Annotated in this window: 11 protein-coding genes; 6 read left to right on the forward strand and 5 right to left on the reverse strand. The window is 71.7% G+C overall.

Annotated features, from left to right (window positions below; all coding sequences use genetic code 11):
* Positions 1–7: 7 nt before the first annotated feature.
* Complete coding sequence (locus tag ACNF49_RS46910) at positions 8–970, forward strand: ABC transporter permease (protein ID WP_357985627.1); 963 nt, start codon at positions 8–10, stop codon at positions 968–970.
* Between the two features lie 400 nt (positions 971–1,370).
* Here ACNF49_RS46910 and rny read toward each other — a convergent pair whose 3' ends face one another.
* Positions 1,371–2,987, reverse strand: a complete 1,617-nt coding sequence (gene rny, locus ACNF49_RS46915; protein WP_357985629.1) for a ribonuclease Y — start codon at positions 2,985–2,987, stop codon at positions 1,371–1,373.
* Positions 2,988–3,508: 521 nt separating this feature from the next.
* Here rny and ACNF49_RS46920 point away from each other — a divergent pair.
* Positions 3,509–3,637 (forward strand): NUDIX hydrolase, encoded by a 129-nt coding sequence (locus ACNF49_RS46920; RefSeq protein ID WP_357985631.1) that lies wholly within the window; start codon positions 3,509–3,511, stop codon positions 3,635–3,637.
* A gap of 217 nt (positions 3,638–3,854) precedes the next feature.
* On the opposite strand, the gene recX is transcribed toward ACNF49_RS46920, so the two are convergent.
* A complete protein-coding gene (recX, locus tag ACNF49_RS46925) occupies positions 3,855–4,625 on the reverse strand; it encodes a recombination regulator RecX (protein ID WP_482941762.1) in 771 nt (256 codons plus the stop codon).
* Positions 4,626–4,631: 6 nt separating this feature from the next.
* Here recX and ACNF49_RS46930 point away from each other — a divergent pair, with 6 nt between their 5' ends.
* Positions 4,632–5,705, forward strand: coding sequence for a hypothetical protein (locus tag ACNF49_RS46930; protein ID WP_482941763.1), 1,074 nt, complete (start codon positions 4,632–4,634; stop codon positions 5,703–5,705).
* Positions 5,706–6,016: 311 nt separating this feature from the next.
* Here the strand turns inward: ACNF49_RS46930 and recA are convergent, their stop codons facing one another.
* The 3 genes from recA to ACNF49_RS46945 all read right to left on the reverse strand — a co-directional run bounded on the left by recA (position 6,017) and on the right by ACNF49_RS46945 (position 8,940).
* Positions 6,017–7,111, reverse strand: coding sequence for a recombinase RecA (gene recA / locus ACNF49_RS46935; protein ID WP_357985644.1), 1,095 nt, complete (start codon positions 7,109–7,111; stop codon positions 6,017–6,019).
* A gap of 893 nt (positions 7,112–8,004) precedes the next feature.
* Positions 8,005–8,199 (reverse strand): DUF3046 domain-containing protein, encoded by a 195-nt coding sequence (locus tag ACNF49_RS46940; RefSeq protein WP_357985650.1) that lies wholly within the window; start codon positions 8,197–8,199, stop codon positions 8,005–8,007.
* Between the two features lie 252 nt (positions 8,200–8,451).
* Positions 8,452–8,940, reverse strand: coding sequence for a VOC family protein (locus ACNF49_RS46945; RefSeq protein WP_357985653.1), 489 nt, complete (start codon positions 8,938–8,940; stop codon positions 8,452–8,454).
* Between the two features lie 83 nt (positions 8,941–9,023).
* Between ACNF49_RS46945 and ACNF49_RS46950 the strand changes: the two genes are divergently transcribed.
* The 3 genes from ACNF49_RS46950 (at position 9,024) to ACNF49_RS46960 (ending at position 16,581) form a co-directional block, all read left to right on the forward strand.
* A complete protein-coding gene (locus tag ACNF49_RS46950) occupies positions 9,024–13,841 on the forward strand; it encodes an ATP-dependent helicase (protein ID WP_482941764.1) in 4,818 nt (1,605 codons plus the stop codon).
* A 55-nt stretch (positions 13,842–13,896) separates the two neighbouring features.
* The gene (locus ACNF49_RS46955) at positions 13,897–14,676 is read left to right on the forward strand and encodes a GntR family transcriptional regulator (RefSeq protein ID WP_482941765.1); all 780 of its coding nucleotides are present in this window, start codon (positions 13,897–13,899) and stop codon (positions 14,674–14,676) included.
* A 90-nt stretch (positions 14,677–14,766) separates the two neighbouring features.
* Positions 14,767–16,581 carry a gamma-glutamyltransferase family protein gene (locus ACNF49_RS46960; protein WP_482945680.1) on the forward strand — a complete coding sequence of 605 codons (1,815 nt, stop codon included), beginning with the start codon at positions 14,767–14,769 and terminating at the stop codon, positions 16,579–16,581.
* The last annotated feature ends 65 nt before the right edge of the window (positions 16,582–16,646 follow it).

Here is a 16,646-nt window from a genome sequence, read left to right on the forward strand (position 1 = left end):
AGGGCTGATGTTGCGACGGTTCCTGCTGCGGCGGACACTGCTCGGGGTGCTGGTGTTGTGGCTGGTCTCCCTGGGCACGTTCTTCCTGTTCTTCGTCGCCCCCGGCGACCCCGCCCGTACGCTGGCCGGCCGCCAGGCCACCCCTGAGCAGGTCGACCTGATCCGCCACAACCTCGGCCTCGACCGTCCCACCATCGTCCAGTACTTCGACTACCTGGGCCGGCTCCTGCACGGCGACCTGGGCCAGTCGTACTTCTCGGGCGAATCGGTGGGCAAGCTGCTGGCCCAGGACTTCCCGCCGACGTTCTCGCTGGTGCTCGGCGGGGCCGTCCTGTGGCTCTGCCTCGGCGTCGGCGCCGGCGTGCTCAGCGCCACCCGCGTACGGTCGTTCCTCGACCGCGCCCTGACCACGCTGGCCCTGGCCGGGGTCTCGATGCCGACGTTCGTGGTCGGTCTGCTGCTGCTGTATTTCTTCTTCTTCCAGCTCACCATGGCGGGCGCGCCGATCCTGCCGCCCGACTCCTACGTGCCCTTCTCCGAGAACCCCGGCGAATGGGCCCGGCACCTGATCCTGCCCTGGATCACGTTGGCGATGGTCCAGGCGGCCTCGTACGCCCGGCTCACCCGGGGCTCCATGCTGGACGTCCTGGGCGAGGACTACATCCGTACGGCCCGCGCCAAGGGTGTGCCCGAAGGCCGCGTCATCTACCGGCACGGCCTGCGCGCCGCGCTGACCCCCGTGGTGACCCAGCTCGGCGTGGACATCGGCACGCTGATCGGCGGTCTGGTGGTGACGGAGTCGGTCTTCGGGCTCGGCGGCATCGGGCAGGCGGTGGTGCAGGCGTTCATCAGCGGTGACCTGCCGGTGATCATGGGCGTCGTCATCCTGGCCACCACCGCCGTAGTGGTGGCGAACCTGGTCGTGGACATCGCCTACGGACTCCTCGACCCCCGAATCCGCCTGGCCTGACGATACGACCCTCCGGATCCGCCTGGCCTGGCCTGGCCTGACGATGCGAGCGGCGCCTCCCCGGCGGGCGCACCTCCCCGCGCCCGCCGACGCGCCGCCCTCGCACCCACCTCGCCCATCGGAGACTCCCGCATCGGCCTGACCTGCGCCATCAGGCGCTCCTCCCCTGTCCCGCCCCTTTTCCCGCTGCTCGGAACAAGCGGGCCTCCTGGAATGGGGCAAGCTTCCTGGAGTGGCCGCGCTCCTCAGAACGCGCAAGCCCCCTGGAATGGGTGGGCCTCCTGAAATGGGCAAGCCCCCTGGGATGGCCGCGCTCCTCAGAACGGACAAGCCCCCTGCAGTGGGCACGCTCCTCAGAACGGGCGAGCCACCGTCGGACCGGCGGGCGGCCTTCTTGGGGTCAGCGGGCGAACTCGGTGGCGCGGGACTCGCGCACCACCGTGATCCGGATCTGCCCCGGGTACGTCAGTTCCTCCTCCACCTGCTTGGCCACGTCCCGGGCGATCACCTGCGCCTGGATGTCGTCGATCGCGTCCGGCTTGACCATGACCCGGATCTCCCGCCCGGCCTGCATGGCGAACACCTTCTCCACGCCCTCGTACGACTGCGCGATCTCCTCCAGCCGCTCCAGCCGCTTGACGTACGCCTCCAGCGACTCCCTGCGCGCCCCCGGACGGCTGCCACTGATGGCGTCGGCCGCCTGCGTGAGCACCGCCTCGACCGTACGGACCTCGACCTCGTTGTGGTGCGCCTCGATGGCGTGTACCACGTCCTCCTGCTCGCCGTACCGGCGGGCGATCTCGGCGCCGATCAGCGCGTGACTGCCCTCGACCTCGTGCGTGAGAGCCTTGCCGATGTCGTGCAGCAGCGCGCACCGCTTCATGAGCTGCTGGTTCATCTTCAGCTCGGCCGCCATGATCCCGGCGATGTGCGCGGACTCGATGAGGTGCTTGAGCACGTTCTGACCGTAGGAGGTGCGGTAACGAAGCTGCCCGAGCAGCAGCGTCAGCTCGGGATGCATGTCCGTGATGCCCAGCTCGACCAGGGCGTCCTCGCCGGCGCGCGCGCAGAGGTCCTGGACCTCCTGGCGGCTGCGGTCGTGCGCCTCCTCGATGCGCTGCGGATGGATACGCCCGTCCAGCACCAGCTTCTCCAGCGTGAGCCGCGCCGTCTCCCTGCGCACCGGGTCGAAACACGACAACAACACCGCCTCCGGCGTGTCGTCGATGATCAGGTTCACACCGGTGGTCGACTCGAACGCCCGGATGTTGCGCCCCTCGCGCCCGATGATCCGGCCCTTCATCTCGTCACCGGGCAGATGCAGCACGCTGACGACCGACTCGGCCGTCTGCTCGGCCGCCACCCGCTGGACCGCCAGCGTCACGATCTTGGTGGCGCGCTTCTCGCCCTCCTTGCGGGCCTCGCCCTCGATCTCCCTGATGATCAGCGCCGCCTCGCGCTTGGCCTGGTTCTCGATCTCCTTGACCAGCTCGGACTTGGCCTGCTCCCCGGTCAGCCCGGCGACCCGTTCCAGGATCACCCGCCGCTCGTCCTCGACCTGGAGCAGCTCCTCGCGCCGGTCGGCCAGCTCGACCTCGGTCTCGGCCAGCTTCCTGTCTCGCTCGGACTGCCGCCTGGCCTCCTCGTCGAGCCGCTGCTCGCGCTCGGCCAGCCGGGCCTCCCTGCGTTCGAGATCGGTCCGGAGCTCCTTGAGCTCGGACTTCAGGGTCCGGCTCTCCTCCTCGACCTCCCGCCGCATCTGCGCGGCGCTCTCGGCGGCACTCTCCGACCTGCGCAGGATCTCCTCGGCGTCGCTCTCCGCCTTGGCGCGGATCTCTCCGGCCCGCTCCCGCGCCTCCTCAAGCTCCGCGTGTACGGCCTCCACCTGCTCAGGGCTCGGCTCGGCCTTCCGGGGCAAACCGCCAGAGGTACGGCGTATGACGACGAGCAGCGCCACGATCATCCCGAACGCGAGCACGAGCACCGCAACCATCAGCACCACGACAAGCGGCTGCATGCGCGCCCCGCCCTCCTCGCGTCGTCAACACCTCATAACGCGGACCCAAAACGGGAGGGGTCACGTGCGCGCCACGGAAAGCCCGGTCGGCGTCGTCTCCAGGGCCGATGTCAGGCCAAGGCGGACCGGGCATCGGCCCCCATAGCCGACACCTCGCCTGCCTCGATCAACCGAGCTCGTTCGTCCGTCGTTCACCGGTATGGCAATCCGCGCTGCGCGGAGTAACTCCTCACTGCCGTCGAGGTTATGCGTCGAACAGGTCACGAGCAAGCAAACGCGTCCTCAAGCGTGTCTTACGGGCCCGCAGCTCCCCAATCAACCACATAACCCACGATCACCCCCATTTGTCCCCCACCCTCACCTCTCCAATCCCCATGGCCCAGACAAAGCCCACAACCCGCCCCCGGCGACCACCGGCCATGAAACCGTCGGGCTCCGACGTCCCCCCAGCCCCCGTCACCCGCGAGAGAAACTCTTCGAACGCCCGACGCCCGGCTCACCCACCCCGACAGGAGCACACGGTGAACAACCTCATCGACAAGATCGCCTGGATCCGCCTGGACAACAACAAGATCCGCAGCACCCGCTCACAAGGCAAGAACGGCTACTACCTGCCCGGCGGCAAACCCACCACCCCTCCGCCTCCCTGAGCCACGAGCATGGGAAGCGCCGAACCCCGCAGCAGCCCCACAACCACCTGGGCCTCCCCGAGCTCCGAACCCGGCAGCAGACCTCCAGGCCCTCCCCCAAGCCCCGAGCAGGAGACGGGCCGGCCCCGGCGACAGACCCACGCCCCCTCCATATCTCTGAGCCCCGAGCGTGAGGGACCACTGACCTGGTGGCGGGTCAGGCGGAGGAAGCTCGGGATCAGGAGAAGTCGTCCTCCAGGTCGATGCCCTCCTGTTCGAGGGCCTCCCGGATCACCCGGTACGCCAGCCCCGACGAGTACCCCTTGCGCGCGAGCATGCCGGCCAGACGCCGCGTACGGGTCTGCGAGTCGAGGGATCGGGTGGAGGCGAGCTTGCGGTCCACCAGCCGTCGGGCCGTCTCGGCCTCCTGGTCGGAGTCCAGACGCTCCACGGCTTCCTTCACGGTCTCGGTGTCCACACCCCGATGGCGCAACTCGGCCGCGAGCGCACGCTTCGCGAGGCCCCGGCCGTGGTGCCGGGAGTCGACCCATGCCTCCGCGAACGCCTCGTCATTGATCAGCCCGAGCTCGACGAACCGATCCAGCACCTTTCCAGCAGCCTCATCCGGTACGTCCCGCTTGCGAAGAGCCTCGGCGAGCTGCGCCCGCGTCTTGGGAGCCATGGTGAGCAACCGAAGACAGATGGCCCGCGCAACGGACTCCGGGTCCGCCGCAGGTGCCGCCGCAGCGGAACTGCCGACGTCCGGCCCATCAGGCAGCGGCCCGCCATGCGATGGCCCGTCATGCGATGGCCCGTCATGCGACGGCTCGTCAGATGGCGGCCCATCGGACAACGGGCCGCTACGGCCGGTCGTGCCTCTCCCGAAGCGTCCGCTCGCCCTGCCGCTCCCCCGTCCAGTGCCCCGGCCGCCTGTCCGGCGCCCCTTGCCTGAACGCTTCTTCCCACCCGTGTCCTGCTCATCGCCGAACCAGCTGCTTCCGGCCAGCACCTCAGAATGCCACTCATCGGCGCCGCGCTTCTCTTCGGAGGAAGCCTCACTCTCCGACCTTCCGCCAACGCCGCCGGACTCGTGCGCATCTTCCCGCTCCTGCAGGCACTCCTCAGCGACACCGCCGCCGTCCTGACCACTCAGGCCAGCCGGCGGCGCCCCCGCGTCCCCTTCACCCTCGTGATCTCCCTGCCCGCTCGTACGCCGCTGAGCAACGTCAGCAGCATCCTCGCCATCATGGCCACTCAGCTCATTCAGAGGGCTTTCAGAGAAACCTTCACCATCTCGAGCCCTCCGCCTGCTCGTACGCCGCTCAGCAGGCCCGGCAGCACCCTCACCGTCATGATTGCTCAGCTCATCCAGGGAGCTTCCGGCGAAACCCTCGTCGACCTGGGCCTTCTTCTTCCGTCTTCCGGAAGCGCCCTTACGGGACCTCAGTCCAACACCGGCGTCACCTTCCGGCGCAATGTCCGCCCTTTTGCGCAGCCCGACGTCAGCCTCATCGCTAGGCGCGACGCCCGCCCCAGCACCCAGCCCGACCTCAGCCTCATGGTTCAGGCTCCCGTCGGCTTGGGGGCGGGGGTCGCCCGGCCAGTGGAAGGCCGGCGCGGCCATCTGCCGGCCAGGGCCCCACGCCGGGGGCGCGACATTGGCCCGCCCGCCCGTACGCCACCCCGACGTGCCCTCGTCATCCACCCGAGCATGGACGGCCACATCGTCCACCACGCTGTCCGTATCGTCGCGAACCGCCACGTCGTCCACTTCATGGGGAACGGCCGCATCGCGCACTTCATGGAGAACGGCCGGGTCGTCCGCCTGATCGTGGACGGCCGCGCCCTCCACGCCATCGGCTCCAGCGTGATCGGCCGCGTCGTCCAGCCCGTCGTGGGCAGCCGGGTCATCCGCCCTGGTGTGGACGGTCGAGGGGCGGTCGTCTTCGGAGGTGGAGGGTTCGAAGGTGGAGGGTTCGGAGGCGGAGGGTTCGGAGGCGGCGGCTCGGAGGCGGGCGCGTTGTTCGTGCCATTCGTCTACCGACGGCCAGCCGTCAGCGGCCGACCGGGCCAGGTCGGCGCCACGTGAGCCCCTGCCCGAGGACGTGCGGCCGGCAGCCCGGGTCACCGGCTCGGGAGCGGTCGCCCCGGTTACCGGCTCAGCCGGGGTGGCCCTGGTCACCGAATCGGACGGGGTGGCCTGGGCCCCCGAAGCGGACGGGGTGGCCCAGGTCGGCGGCTCGGAGCTGGTGGCTGTGGTCGTCGGGTCGGAGGGGGTGGCCCGGGGGCCGCGGGGTCCGCGCTTTCTGCGCTCCCCCGAGGCGGGGAGGTCGGGCCATGCGCCCCAGTCATGGGAACGGGGCGCCTGCGACGGATCCCTGTCACTCATGCGCCGACCGATCAGACGTCACCCGGCTTGGGGGTGGACTTCGAGCCACGGCCCGAGGGCGCGGCGGCGGGAGCCGGGACGGCGGCGGCGGGCTCGGCGGGCGTGTCGAGCTTCGGACCGACCCCGAGCTTGTCCTTGATCTTCTTCTCGATCTCGTTGGCCATGTCGGGGTGGTTCTTCAGGAAGTTGCGGGCGTTCTCCTTGCCCTGGCCCAGCTGGTCGCCCTCGTACGTGTACCAGGCGCCCGACTTGCGGACGAAGCCATGCTCGACGCCCATGTCGATGAGACCGCCCTCGCGGGAGATGCCCACGCCGTAGAGGATGTCGAAGTCGGCGACGCGGAAGGGCGGGGCCATCTTGTTCTTGACGACCTTGACCCGGGTGCGGTTGCCGACCGCCTCCGTGCCGTCCTTCAGGGTCTCGATGCGGCGGATGTCCATGCGGACGGAGGCGTAGAACTTGAGCGCCTTACCACCGGTCGTGGTCTCGGGGCTGCCGAACATGACGCCGATCTTCTCGCGGAGCTGGTTGATGAAGATCGCGGTGGTGCCGGTGCTGTTGAGCGCGCCGGCGACCTTGCGCAGGGCCTGGGACATGAGGCGGGCCTGGAGGCCGACGTGGCTGTCGCCCATCTCGCCCTCGATCTCGGCCTTGGGCACCAGGGCGGCCACCGAGTCGATGACGATGATGTCGACCGCGCCGGACCTGATCAGCATGTCGGCGATCTCGAGCGCCTGCTCACCGGTGTCGGGCTGGGAGACCAGCAGGGCGTCGGTGTCGACGCCCAGCTTCTTGGCGTATTCGGGGTCAAGGGCGTGTTCGGCGTCGATGAACGCCGCGATGCCGCCGGCCCGCTGGGCGTTGGCCACCGCATGCAGGGCGATCGTGGTCTTGCCCGAGGACTCGGGGCCGTAGATCTCGACGATTCGCCCACGCGGGAGGCCGCCGATGCCGAGGGCCACGTCAAGGGAGATCGACCCGGTGGGGATCACCTCGATGGGGGCTCGGGCGTCGTCGCCCAGTCGCATGACGGAGCCCTTGCCGAACTGCCGCTCGATCTGAGCGAGCGCGGTCTCGAGGGCCTTCTCGCGGTCGTTGATAGCCATGGGAGCTCCCTCTGGAGGGTCGTGGTCCGATCAGTCGAGTGAAAGCTACGGCCTGCCACCGACATTTTCTGAGACGGTCGGGGAAGGCGTGGCCGGCTTCGGCAAGTTCATCGTAGCCGAACGGCTGTTCGATCACATCACGAACACGCTGCTGGGATGCATGCGGCGTGTCAGAGGAGGGCGAGGCCGGTGCTCGGACGCCGCTCGCGTTCATGGTGGTTGCCGGCCGATTGGCCGTGGGGTCTACCCGGGGGGTCGTGGCCGTGGGATCGGGCGCGGCGGACGGATGTGATGGGGTGCGCCCGGATGGGCGGTTGCCTGGGTCCGGGTCCGACGAACGCCTGGCCCTCGCGGACGAGCGCCATCTGGCCCGTCCCGGAACACGCGGATCCGGCCCGTCCCCGAGAACGCGGTTCCGGCCCCTCCCGCAGAACGCGGACCTGAGCCGCGCGGGGAGACGTCATTGACGCTCTCCCCAACGGCCCGAAGAGCGCGGACACCGGGGCGCGGGTGGCAGGTGGGACACGGGAGGCGAGGACGCTCCCGATCTTCCGCGCGTGTTGCCGCCGACGTGTTGTCATACGCCGTGAGCTGGGGAGACTCCCATGCAGGGGATCGGCTGGGAGGCGGCGAAGTGGCGAGTGGCTACACCGGGGAACGGCGCACCCTTCTGGAGGCGCTCGCCGAGTTGCTGCCCCATCAGGGGCTGGTCAGCCGCATGGTCGGCGGCGACGATCCGGTGCTGTGGGTGTGGCATCCGCGCACGCGCCGCCAGACGATCATCTTCGCCACCCCCCTCCAGCGGGGGCTGGACGTTGTTGTGGTCGCCGGGCGGCCAGGGCAACGCGGACGACCTGGAGGCCACGGCGGACGCCCTTCGCCGGACGCTGGACTCAGCGTAGCCCGGACGAGACGTCCTCCACCTGGCACACGGCCCGCCACACGGTCTTGGCGCTCTCGCCGTCGGCCAGCGCCTGGATCACGGTACGGCCGCCCAGCGGGGCGATCACGTAGTCGCGGGCCCACGACTCGGCATAGGTCTCGCCGAAATGGGCGTTCATCCGTCTCCAGAACTCGGTCAGGCGCATGGACCAAGTATGGAATCGCGTCAGGTGTGGGTAAGACATCCGCATGCCAAAGACCCCCAAGTCTTCACCCCCGAAGACCGCCAGGACCAAGGCCAACAGGGCGCGGCGCCGCCGGCTGTTACTCGCGATGCGGCAGACCGTCCAGAAGGAGAAGGGACAGCGATCGGAGCGGCACGCGGGAATCAGGCAGGAGCCGCGTGCGGGCAGGCCGCGTACGCGCAGGGCGTCACGGCGCTGAGCCGGGACGAACAGTCATAGAACTCGCGCACCGTACATCTCACCGAGATGGTCGGCGAGCAGCTCCAGGCGGGCGCCGTCGGGGTCCTTGAAGTAAATGGAGGCGCCGCTCTCGATCTGGTGCGGCACGCCGGCCATCTCCAGCTTGCCGCGCAGCCGTTCCCAGGTCGCGGGGTCGACGGAGATCGCCACGTGGTGCAGCCCGCCGAGCACCTCCTGGTACGGGCCGAGGTCGAGCCCCGGGAAGTCGAAGAACGCGAGCAGGTTGCCGTTGCCGATGTCGAAGAAGAAGTGGCTCGAACCCTTGTAGTCGCGGTTCTCGATGATCTCCGTCAGCGGGAACTCCAGAAGTTCCTGGTAGAACTTGATGGTCCGCTCCACGTCGGACGACAACATGGCCACGTGATGCAGGCCACGGGCGCTGCTCGACGGCCGGTGCGGTAAGGCGTACTGATGTCGCAACTGTGCGCGTCGGGTCTCGACGGCGGCATAATCAATGGTCACGGTCGCTGTATGTCCGCCTTGACCCCCGCTCAATCACCCGGCGCCGCTCCAATGCGTTTTCTGTCGGTGGCGCGAGGCAGTATGTGCTGGTGAGCTCGCTAGACCACTTCACCCAGGTGACCAGGCAATGGTTCGCCGGCGCCTTCCAGGCGCCCACGGCGGCCCAGGAGGGCGCGTGGGAGTCGATCGCGCGCGGCGACAACACGCTGGTCGTCGCCCCCACGGGGTCGGGCAAGACGCTGGCGGCGTTCCTGTGGTCGCTCGACCGGCTCGCGGCGCGGGCGGCCGACCAGGCCCCGGGCGAGGGTGTGGCGAAGGGGCACAAGCCGGGCACCCGCGTGCTCTACGTGTCGCCGCTCAAGGCGCTGGCCGTCGACGTCGAGCGCAACCTGCGCGCGCCGCTGGCCGGGCTCAGGCAGACGGCGCGCCGGCTCGGGCTGCCCGTGCCGGAGATCTCGGTGGCCATCCGCTCCGGCGACACCCCGGCCGAGGAGCGCAGGCGGTTCGCCGCCAAGCCGTCCGACATCCTGATCACCACCCCCGAGTCGCTGTTCCTGCTGCTCACCAGCCAGGCGCGCGACGCGCTGCGCGACGTCGAGACGGTGATCGTCGACGAGGTGCACGCGGTCGCGGCCACCAAGCGCGGCGCCCATCTGGCGCTCAGCCTGGAGCGGCTCGACGCGCTGCTGGAGCGTCCGGCCCAGCGGGTGGGGCTGTCGGCGACCGTGCGGCCGGTGAGCGAGGTGGCGGCCTTCCTCGGCGGCACGCGTCCGGCGACGGTGGTGCAGCCGCCGTCCGACAAGCGCATCGAGATCGAGGTCATCGTCCCGGTCGAGGACATGACGGAGATGACGGAGATGGCGGGCGCGCCCGATCCGGAGCAGGTCGAGCCGTCGTCCGGGCGGTCGATCTGGCCCCATGTGGAGGACCGCCTGTTCGACCTGATCGAGTCCCACAGCTCGACGATCGTGTTCGCCAACTCCAGGCGCCTGGCCGAGCGGCTGTGCACCAGGCTCAACGAGCTGGCCTACACGCGGCGGCAGGGGCCGGAGGCGATCGACCTGTCGATCTGGGAGACACCGCCACAGGACCAGGAGACGCCGCCGTACGACCGGGAGCCCCCGCCGCCGCCCAGGCGCATGCCCGCCGAGACGATGGCGCAGGCGGGGGCGAGCAAGGGCGTGGTGACGGAGATCGTCCGGGCCCACCACGGCTCGGTGTCGAAGGAGGAGCGGGCCCAGATCGAGGAGGCGCTCAAGTCGGGGCGGCTGCCCGCCGTGGTCGCCACCTCCAGCCTGGAACTGGGCATCGACATGGGCGCGGTCGACCTGGTGGCGTGTGTGGAGGCCCCGCCGAGCGTGGCCAGCGGGCTGCAGCGCATCGGCCGGGCCGGCCACCAGGTGGGCGCGGTCTCCCGAGGCGTGATCTTCCCCAAGTACCGGGGCGACCTCGTCCAGACGGCCGTGGTGGCCGAGCGCATGCGCGGCGGGCAGATCGAGGAGTTGCGCTACCCGCGTAACCCGCTCGACGTGCTGGCCCAGCAGATCGTGGCCATGACCGCGCTCGACGAGTGGACCGTCGACGAGCTGGAGACCGTGGTCAAGCGGGCCGCCCCCTACGCCACCCTGCCGCGCAGCGCGCTGGAGGCGACGCTCGACATGCTGGCCGGCCGCTACCCGAGCGAGGAGTTCGCCGAGCTGCGGCCGCGCATCGTCTGGGACCGCGTCACCGGCACCCTCCAGGGGCGGCCCGGCGCGCAGCGGCTGGCCGTGACCAACGGCGGCACGATCCCCGACCGCGGCCTGTTCGGCGTGTTCCTCGTGGGCGAGAAGGCGTCCCGGGTGGGCGAGCTCGACGAGGAGATGGTCTACGAGTCGCGGGTGGGCGACGTGTTCGTGCTGGGCGCGACGTCGTGGCGGATCGAGGACATCACGGCCGACCGGGTGCTGGTCTCGCCCGCTCCCGGCCAGCCGGGGAAGCTGCCGTTCTGGCACGGCGACACGGCCGGGCGTCCCGCCGAGCTGGGTCGGGCGATCGGGCAGTTCCTGCGGGAGCAGGCCAAGCAGGGTTCCACCGACCGCATCAGGGAGGCGGGGCTCGACGAGTTCGCCGCCGGCAACCTGCTGGCCTACCTCGACGAGCAGCGCGAGGCCACCGGCTACGTGCCCGACGACCGTACTCTGCTGGTCGAGCGCTTCCACGACGAGCTGGGCGACTGGCGGGTGGTGATCCACTCCCCCTACGGCGCGCGGGTGCACGCGCCCTGGGCGCTGGCGATCAACCGGCGGCTGCGCGAGCGTTACGGCATCGACGTGCAGGCCGTGCACTCCGACGACGGCATCGTGCTGCGCATCCCCGACACGCTGGCCGAGCCGCCCACCGACGTGGCGGCGTTCGACGCCGAGGAGATCGAGCAGATCGTCACCGAGGAGCTGGGCGGGTCGGCGATGTTCGCCTCCCGGTTCAGGGAGTGCGCGGGGCGGGCGCTGCTGCTGCCGCGCCGCGTGCCGGGCCGGCGCAGCCCGCTGTGGCAGCAGCGCCAGCGGGCCGCCCATCTGCTGGGCGTGGCCTCCCAGTACGCCTCGTTCCCGATCGTGCTGGAGACGATGCGCGAGTGCCTCCAGGACGTGTTCGACGTGCCGGGGCTGGTCCAGCTCATGCGCGACATCGCGGCGCGCCGGATCCGGGTGGTGGAGGTCGAGACGTCGCAGGCCTCGCCGTTCGCCGCGTCGCTGCTGTTCCACTACGTCGGCGCGTTCATGTACGAGGGCGACGCGCCGCTGGCCGAGCGCCGCGCGCAGGCCCTGGCGCTGGACACCACGCTGCTGGCCGAGCTGCTCGGCCAGGCCGACCTGCGCGAGTTGCTCGACCCCGACGTGATCGTGAGCAGTGAACGCGAGCTGGCCCGGCTCGACCGGCCGCTGCGCGACGCCGAAGACCTGGCCGACCTGCTGCGTTCGCACGGGCCGCTGCTGACGCCCGACGTCAGCGTGCGCGGCGGCGACCCGTCCTGGCTGGAGGAGCTCGAACGCGCGCGCCGGGCCATCCGCGTGCGCATCGCGGGCGAGGAGCAATGGGCGGCCGTCGAGGACGCCGCCCGGCTGCGCGACGCGCTCGGCGTGCCGCTGCCCGTGGGGGTGCCGCACGTGTTCCTGGAACCGCTGCCCGACCCTCTGGCCGACCTGGTGGCCCGGCACGCCCGCACTCGCGGCCCCTTCCACGCCGGCACCGCCGCCGCCAGGTTCGGGCTGGGCGCGGCCGTGGTCACCGACGCGCTGCGCCGGCTGGCCGCCTCGGGGCGCGTCGTGAACGGGGAGTTCCGGCCGGGCGGCCGGGGCGAGGAGTGGTGCGACGCCGGGGTGCTGCGGATGTTGCGCCGCAGGTCGCTGGCCCGGCTGCGCAAGGAGGTCGAGCCGGTCGCGCCCGAGACGCTGGCCCGCTTCCTGCCCGCCTGGCACGGCATCACCGGTTCGGGCACGTCGTCGTCCGACGGCTCGCGTGCCGGGGCGGCCCGGGCCATGGACGCGCTGGTGCGGTCCGTCGAGCAGTTGCAGGGGGCCGCGGTGCCGGCGTCGGCCCTGGAGACGCTGGTGCTGCCCTCGCGGGTGCCCGGCTACCATCCGGCGCTGCTCGACGAGCTGACCTCGTCGGGCGAGGTGATGTGGGTGGGGCAGGGGTCGTTGCCCGGGGGCGACGGATGGGTGTCGCTCTACTTCGCCGACACCGCGCCGCTGCTGCTGCCCGAGCCGGCCGACATCACGATGACGCCGCTGCACGAGCGCGTGCTCGACCTGCTGCGCGGCGGGGGCGCGCTGTTCTTCCGGGGCATCTCCGACCAGCTCGGGGCCCAGGGCGGAGCACTCGACGACGCGACGCTGGTCTCCGCGTTGTGGGATCTGGTGTGGTCGGGCCGGGTCTCCGGCGACACGCTCGCGCCGCTGCGGGCCACGCTGGGCACCGGGCGTCCCGCGCACCGGCCCGCCACGACGCGGCGGCGCCGGGCCGTGCTGCCGTCGAGAAGCGGGCCGCCGACCGTGGCCGGGCGGTGGTGGCTGCTGCCCGGTCCCGCCGACGACGCGACGCAGCGGGCGCACGCGCAGGCCGAGGTGCTGCTCGAACGGCACGGCGTGGTGACGCGCGGGGCGGTGACCTCCGAACGGCTGCCCGGCGGGTTCACGCCCGTCTACCAGGTGCTTCGTGCCTATGAGGAGAGCGGGCGGTGCCGCCGGGGGTACTTCGTCGAAGGGCTGGGGGGTGCGCAGTTCGCGCTGGCGGGCGCGGTCGACCGTATGCGTGCCATGGCTCCGAGCGTCGCACCGACCGGGGGTGCGCCGGACGAGGGCTTCGGTTCTCCGCCGGAGGTCCCCGCCTGGGAGACCGGCCAGCCCGGCGGCGGCGTGTCCGGCAGCGGCGGGTTCGGCGGCGGAGGGTTCGGCGGCGGGGAGGGCGGCCGGAGCTCGCGGGCCGGTGGCGGCGGATTCGACCAGGGCGGAGAGGCCGGAATGCTCGGTCAGCGCGGCCGGGGAGCGTCCGGGCGGCGGGCCGTGGTGCTGGCCGCGGCCGACCCGGCCAGCCCGTACGGTGCCGCGCTGCCCTGGCCGCAACGTCCCGGCGACGTCGGACACAAGCCGGGCAGGAAGGCGGGCGCGCTGGTCGTGCTCGTGGACGGCCACCTCGTCCTCTACGTGGAGCGGGGCGGCAAGACGTTGTTGTCGTTCGCCGACGACGAGCGGCTGCAACCGGCGGTCGACGCGCTGGCGCTGGCCGTGCGCGACGGGGCGCTCGGGAAGCTGACGGTGGAGCGGGCCGACGGCGCGTCCATCGTGGAATCGCCGCTGGCGGCTGCCCTGGAGGCGGCCGGGTTCCATCCGACCCCGCGGGGCCTGCGCCTACGCGCCTGACCAGTCGGCGGTGATTGATCGGCTGTCCACGGATTTGTATACGATGGGCGGCCATATGGCTGATGTGATGCGGGGCGCCGCCCGTACGACGCTGCTGGGCGAGGTCACCGAGGAGTTGCGTCGTCGCATACTGTCCGGCGAGCTGGCCCAGGGGGAACGGCTGGTCGAGGATCGGCTGGCTGCGCTGCTCGGCGTGTCGCGCAACCCCGTGCGCGAGTCCATCCGGGTGCTGGCGGCCGAGGGGTTCGTCGAGGTGGTCCCGCGGGTCGGCGCGAGGGTCGCGCGGCTGACGGCCGAGGAGGGCGAGGAGCTCTTCGACGTGCGCATGGCGGTCGAGGGCCTGGCCGCCCGGCTGGCGGCGCGCAAACGCGGGCCCGAGGCCGTCGCGCGGCTGCGCCGTGTGCTCGACGCGGCCAGGGAGGCCGTGGACGCCGGACGACCGGCGGAGGTGGCCGAGCTCAACACCGCCTTCCACCTGGCTGTGGGCGAGGCGGCGGGCAACTCCTACCTCAATCTGATGATGAGGCCCATGGTGCTGCGGGCGCAGTGGGTCTTCAGCCAGACCGCCGCCGCCCGGGGGCCGCACTCCTGGACGGAGCACCTGAGCCTGTGCGAGGCCATCGCGGCGGGCGACGAGGACGAGGCCCAGGCCAGGGCGGTCGCGCACGTCGCCGCCGCCCGCCGGTCGTTCCTCGCGGCCGTGACCCGTACGGCGAACCACCCGGACGACGCGGACCACCCGGACGGCGCAGACAACCGGAACGACACCGACCACCCGAACGACGCGGACCACCCGGACGCACAGGCGGCAACCGGCACCCCGCGGCGGGGGTGAGATGCGGGGATTGTATACAGTCTCCTGAACCGTCCCCCGGAGGAGAGACCGTTGTTCACCACCAGGCCCGAGCTGACGGGCGACTTCGGCATGGTCGCCAGCACCCACTGGCTGGCCTCGGCGGCCGGGATGGGCGTGCTGGAGCGCGGCGGCAACGCCTTCGACGCGGCGGTGACCGCCGGGTTCGTGCTCCAGGTCGCCGAACCGCACCTGAACGGCCCCGGCGGCGAGGTGCCCATCCTGCTGTGGAGCGAGGAGGAGCAGAAGGTGTCGGCGGTGTGCGGCCAGGGCGTGGCCCCCGCCGCCGCGACCGTCGAGCGCTTCGCCGCGATGGGGCTGGACGTCGTCCCCGGCACGGGTCTACTGGCGGCGACGGTGCCGGGCGCGTTCGGCGGCTGGATGCTGCTGCTGGAGCGCTGGGGCACCTGGTCGCTGGCCGAGGTGCTGGCCCCGGCGATCCACTACGCCGAGCATGGCGTGCCGGTGCTCGACCGGATCGCCGCCACGATCGGGACGGTCGAGGAGCTGTTCAGACGCGACTGGCCCACGTCGGCGGCCACCTGGCTGCCGGACGGCCAAGTCCCGGCGCCCGGTTCGAAACTGGCCAACCCGGTGCTCGCGGCGACCTACCGCAGGCTGGTCGCCGAGGCCGAGGCCGCGTCGGCCACCCGCGAAGGTCAGCTCGCCGCCGCCAGACATGCCTGGTACGAGGGTTTCGTCGCCGAGGCCGTCGCCGGTTTCAGCACCGGCACCGCCTGGCGGGACAGCTCGGGCGAGGTCCACGGCGGCCTGCTCACCGGGGACGACCTCGCCCGCTGGTCCGCCACGGTCGAGGAGCCGGTGAGCTTCGACTACCGCGGGCACACCGTGTACAAGACGGGACCTTGGGGGCAGGGGCCGGTCTTCCTGCAGCAGCTCGCCCTGCTGTCCGGGTTCGACCTCGACGCCGTCGACTTCCTGGGCGCCGACTACGTGCACCTGGTGACCGAGGCGGCCAAGCTCGCCTTCGCCGACCGCGAAGGCTGGTACGGCGACACGGACGTGCCCCTGACCGACCTGCTGAGCACGGCGTACAACGAGGAGCGGCGGCGGCTGATCGGGGCCGAGGCCAGTCTGGAACTGCGGCCGGGCGCGCCCGGCGGCCGGGAGCCGCGGCTGCCGCTCCTCCCGCCCGGCACGGCGGCCGTCTCCCCCGCGACCTCCGCGCCCGTTCGTCCGGGGATCGGCGAGCCGACGGTCGCCCGCCACGACGCACCGCCGACCGGCCGCCCGCGCACTATGACCGGCGCCGGCGAGCAGACGGTGACGCCGGACGGCGCGGTGCGGGGCGACACCTGTCACGTGGACGTCGTGGACCGGTTCGGGAACATGGTCTCGGCCACGCCCAGCGGCGGTTGGTTGCAGAGCTCCCCCACGATCCCCGAGCTGGGTTTCTGTCTGGGCACCAGGGCGCAGATGTTCTGGTTGCAGGAGGGGCTGCCCGCCTCGCTGCGGCCCGGCGCGCGCCCGCGCACCACGCTCTCGCCGTCGTTCGCCACCCGGGACGGGAGACCGTGGCTGGCGTTCGGCACCCCGGGCGGCGACCAGCAGGACCAGTGGAGCGTCAACTTCTTCCTGGCCGTCGTGCACGGGCGGTTGAACCTCCAGGAGGCGATCGAGGCGCCCATGTTCCACTCCGCGCACTTTCCCAGCTCGTTCTTCCCGCGTGGCTCGCGTCCCGGGGTGTTGCACGTCGAGGAGCGGCTCGACCCGGGGGTGGTGGCCGAGCTGCGGCGGCGGGGGCACGAGGTCGAGGTCGAGGGTCCGTGGTCGCTCGGCAGGCTGAGCGCGGTGGCCCGCGACGGCGCCTTCCTGCGGGCCGCCGCCAACCCCCGCGGCGCCCAGGGCTACGCAGCAGGCCGATGACCAACCACGCCCTCGCACCCCACTCTCCACCGACACCCACCGACCGCGCGTCCCGGCTGACGGCG

This window comes from Actinomadura sp. ATCC 39365 (assembly GCF_054392275.1).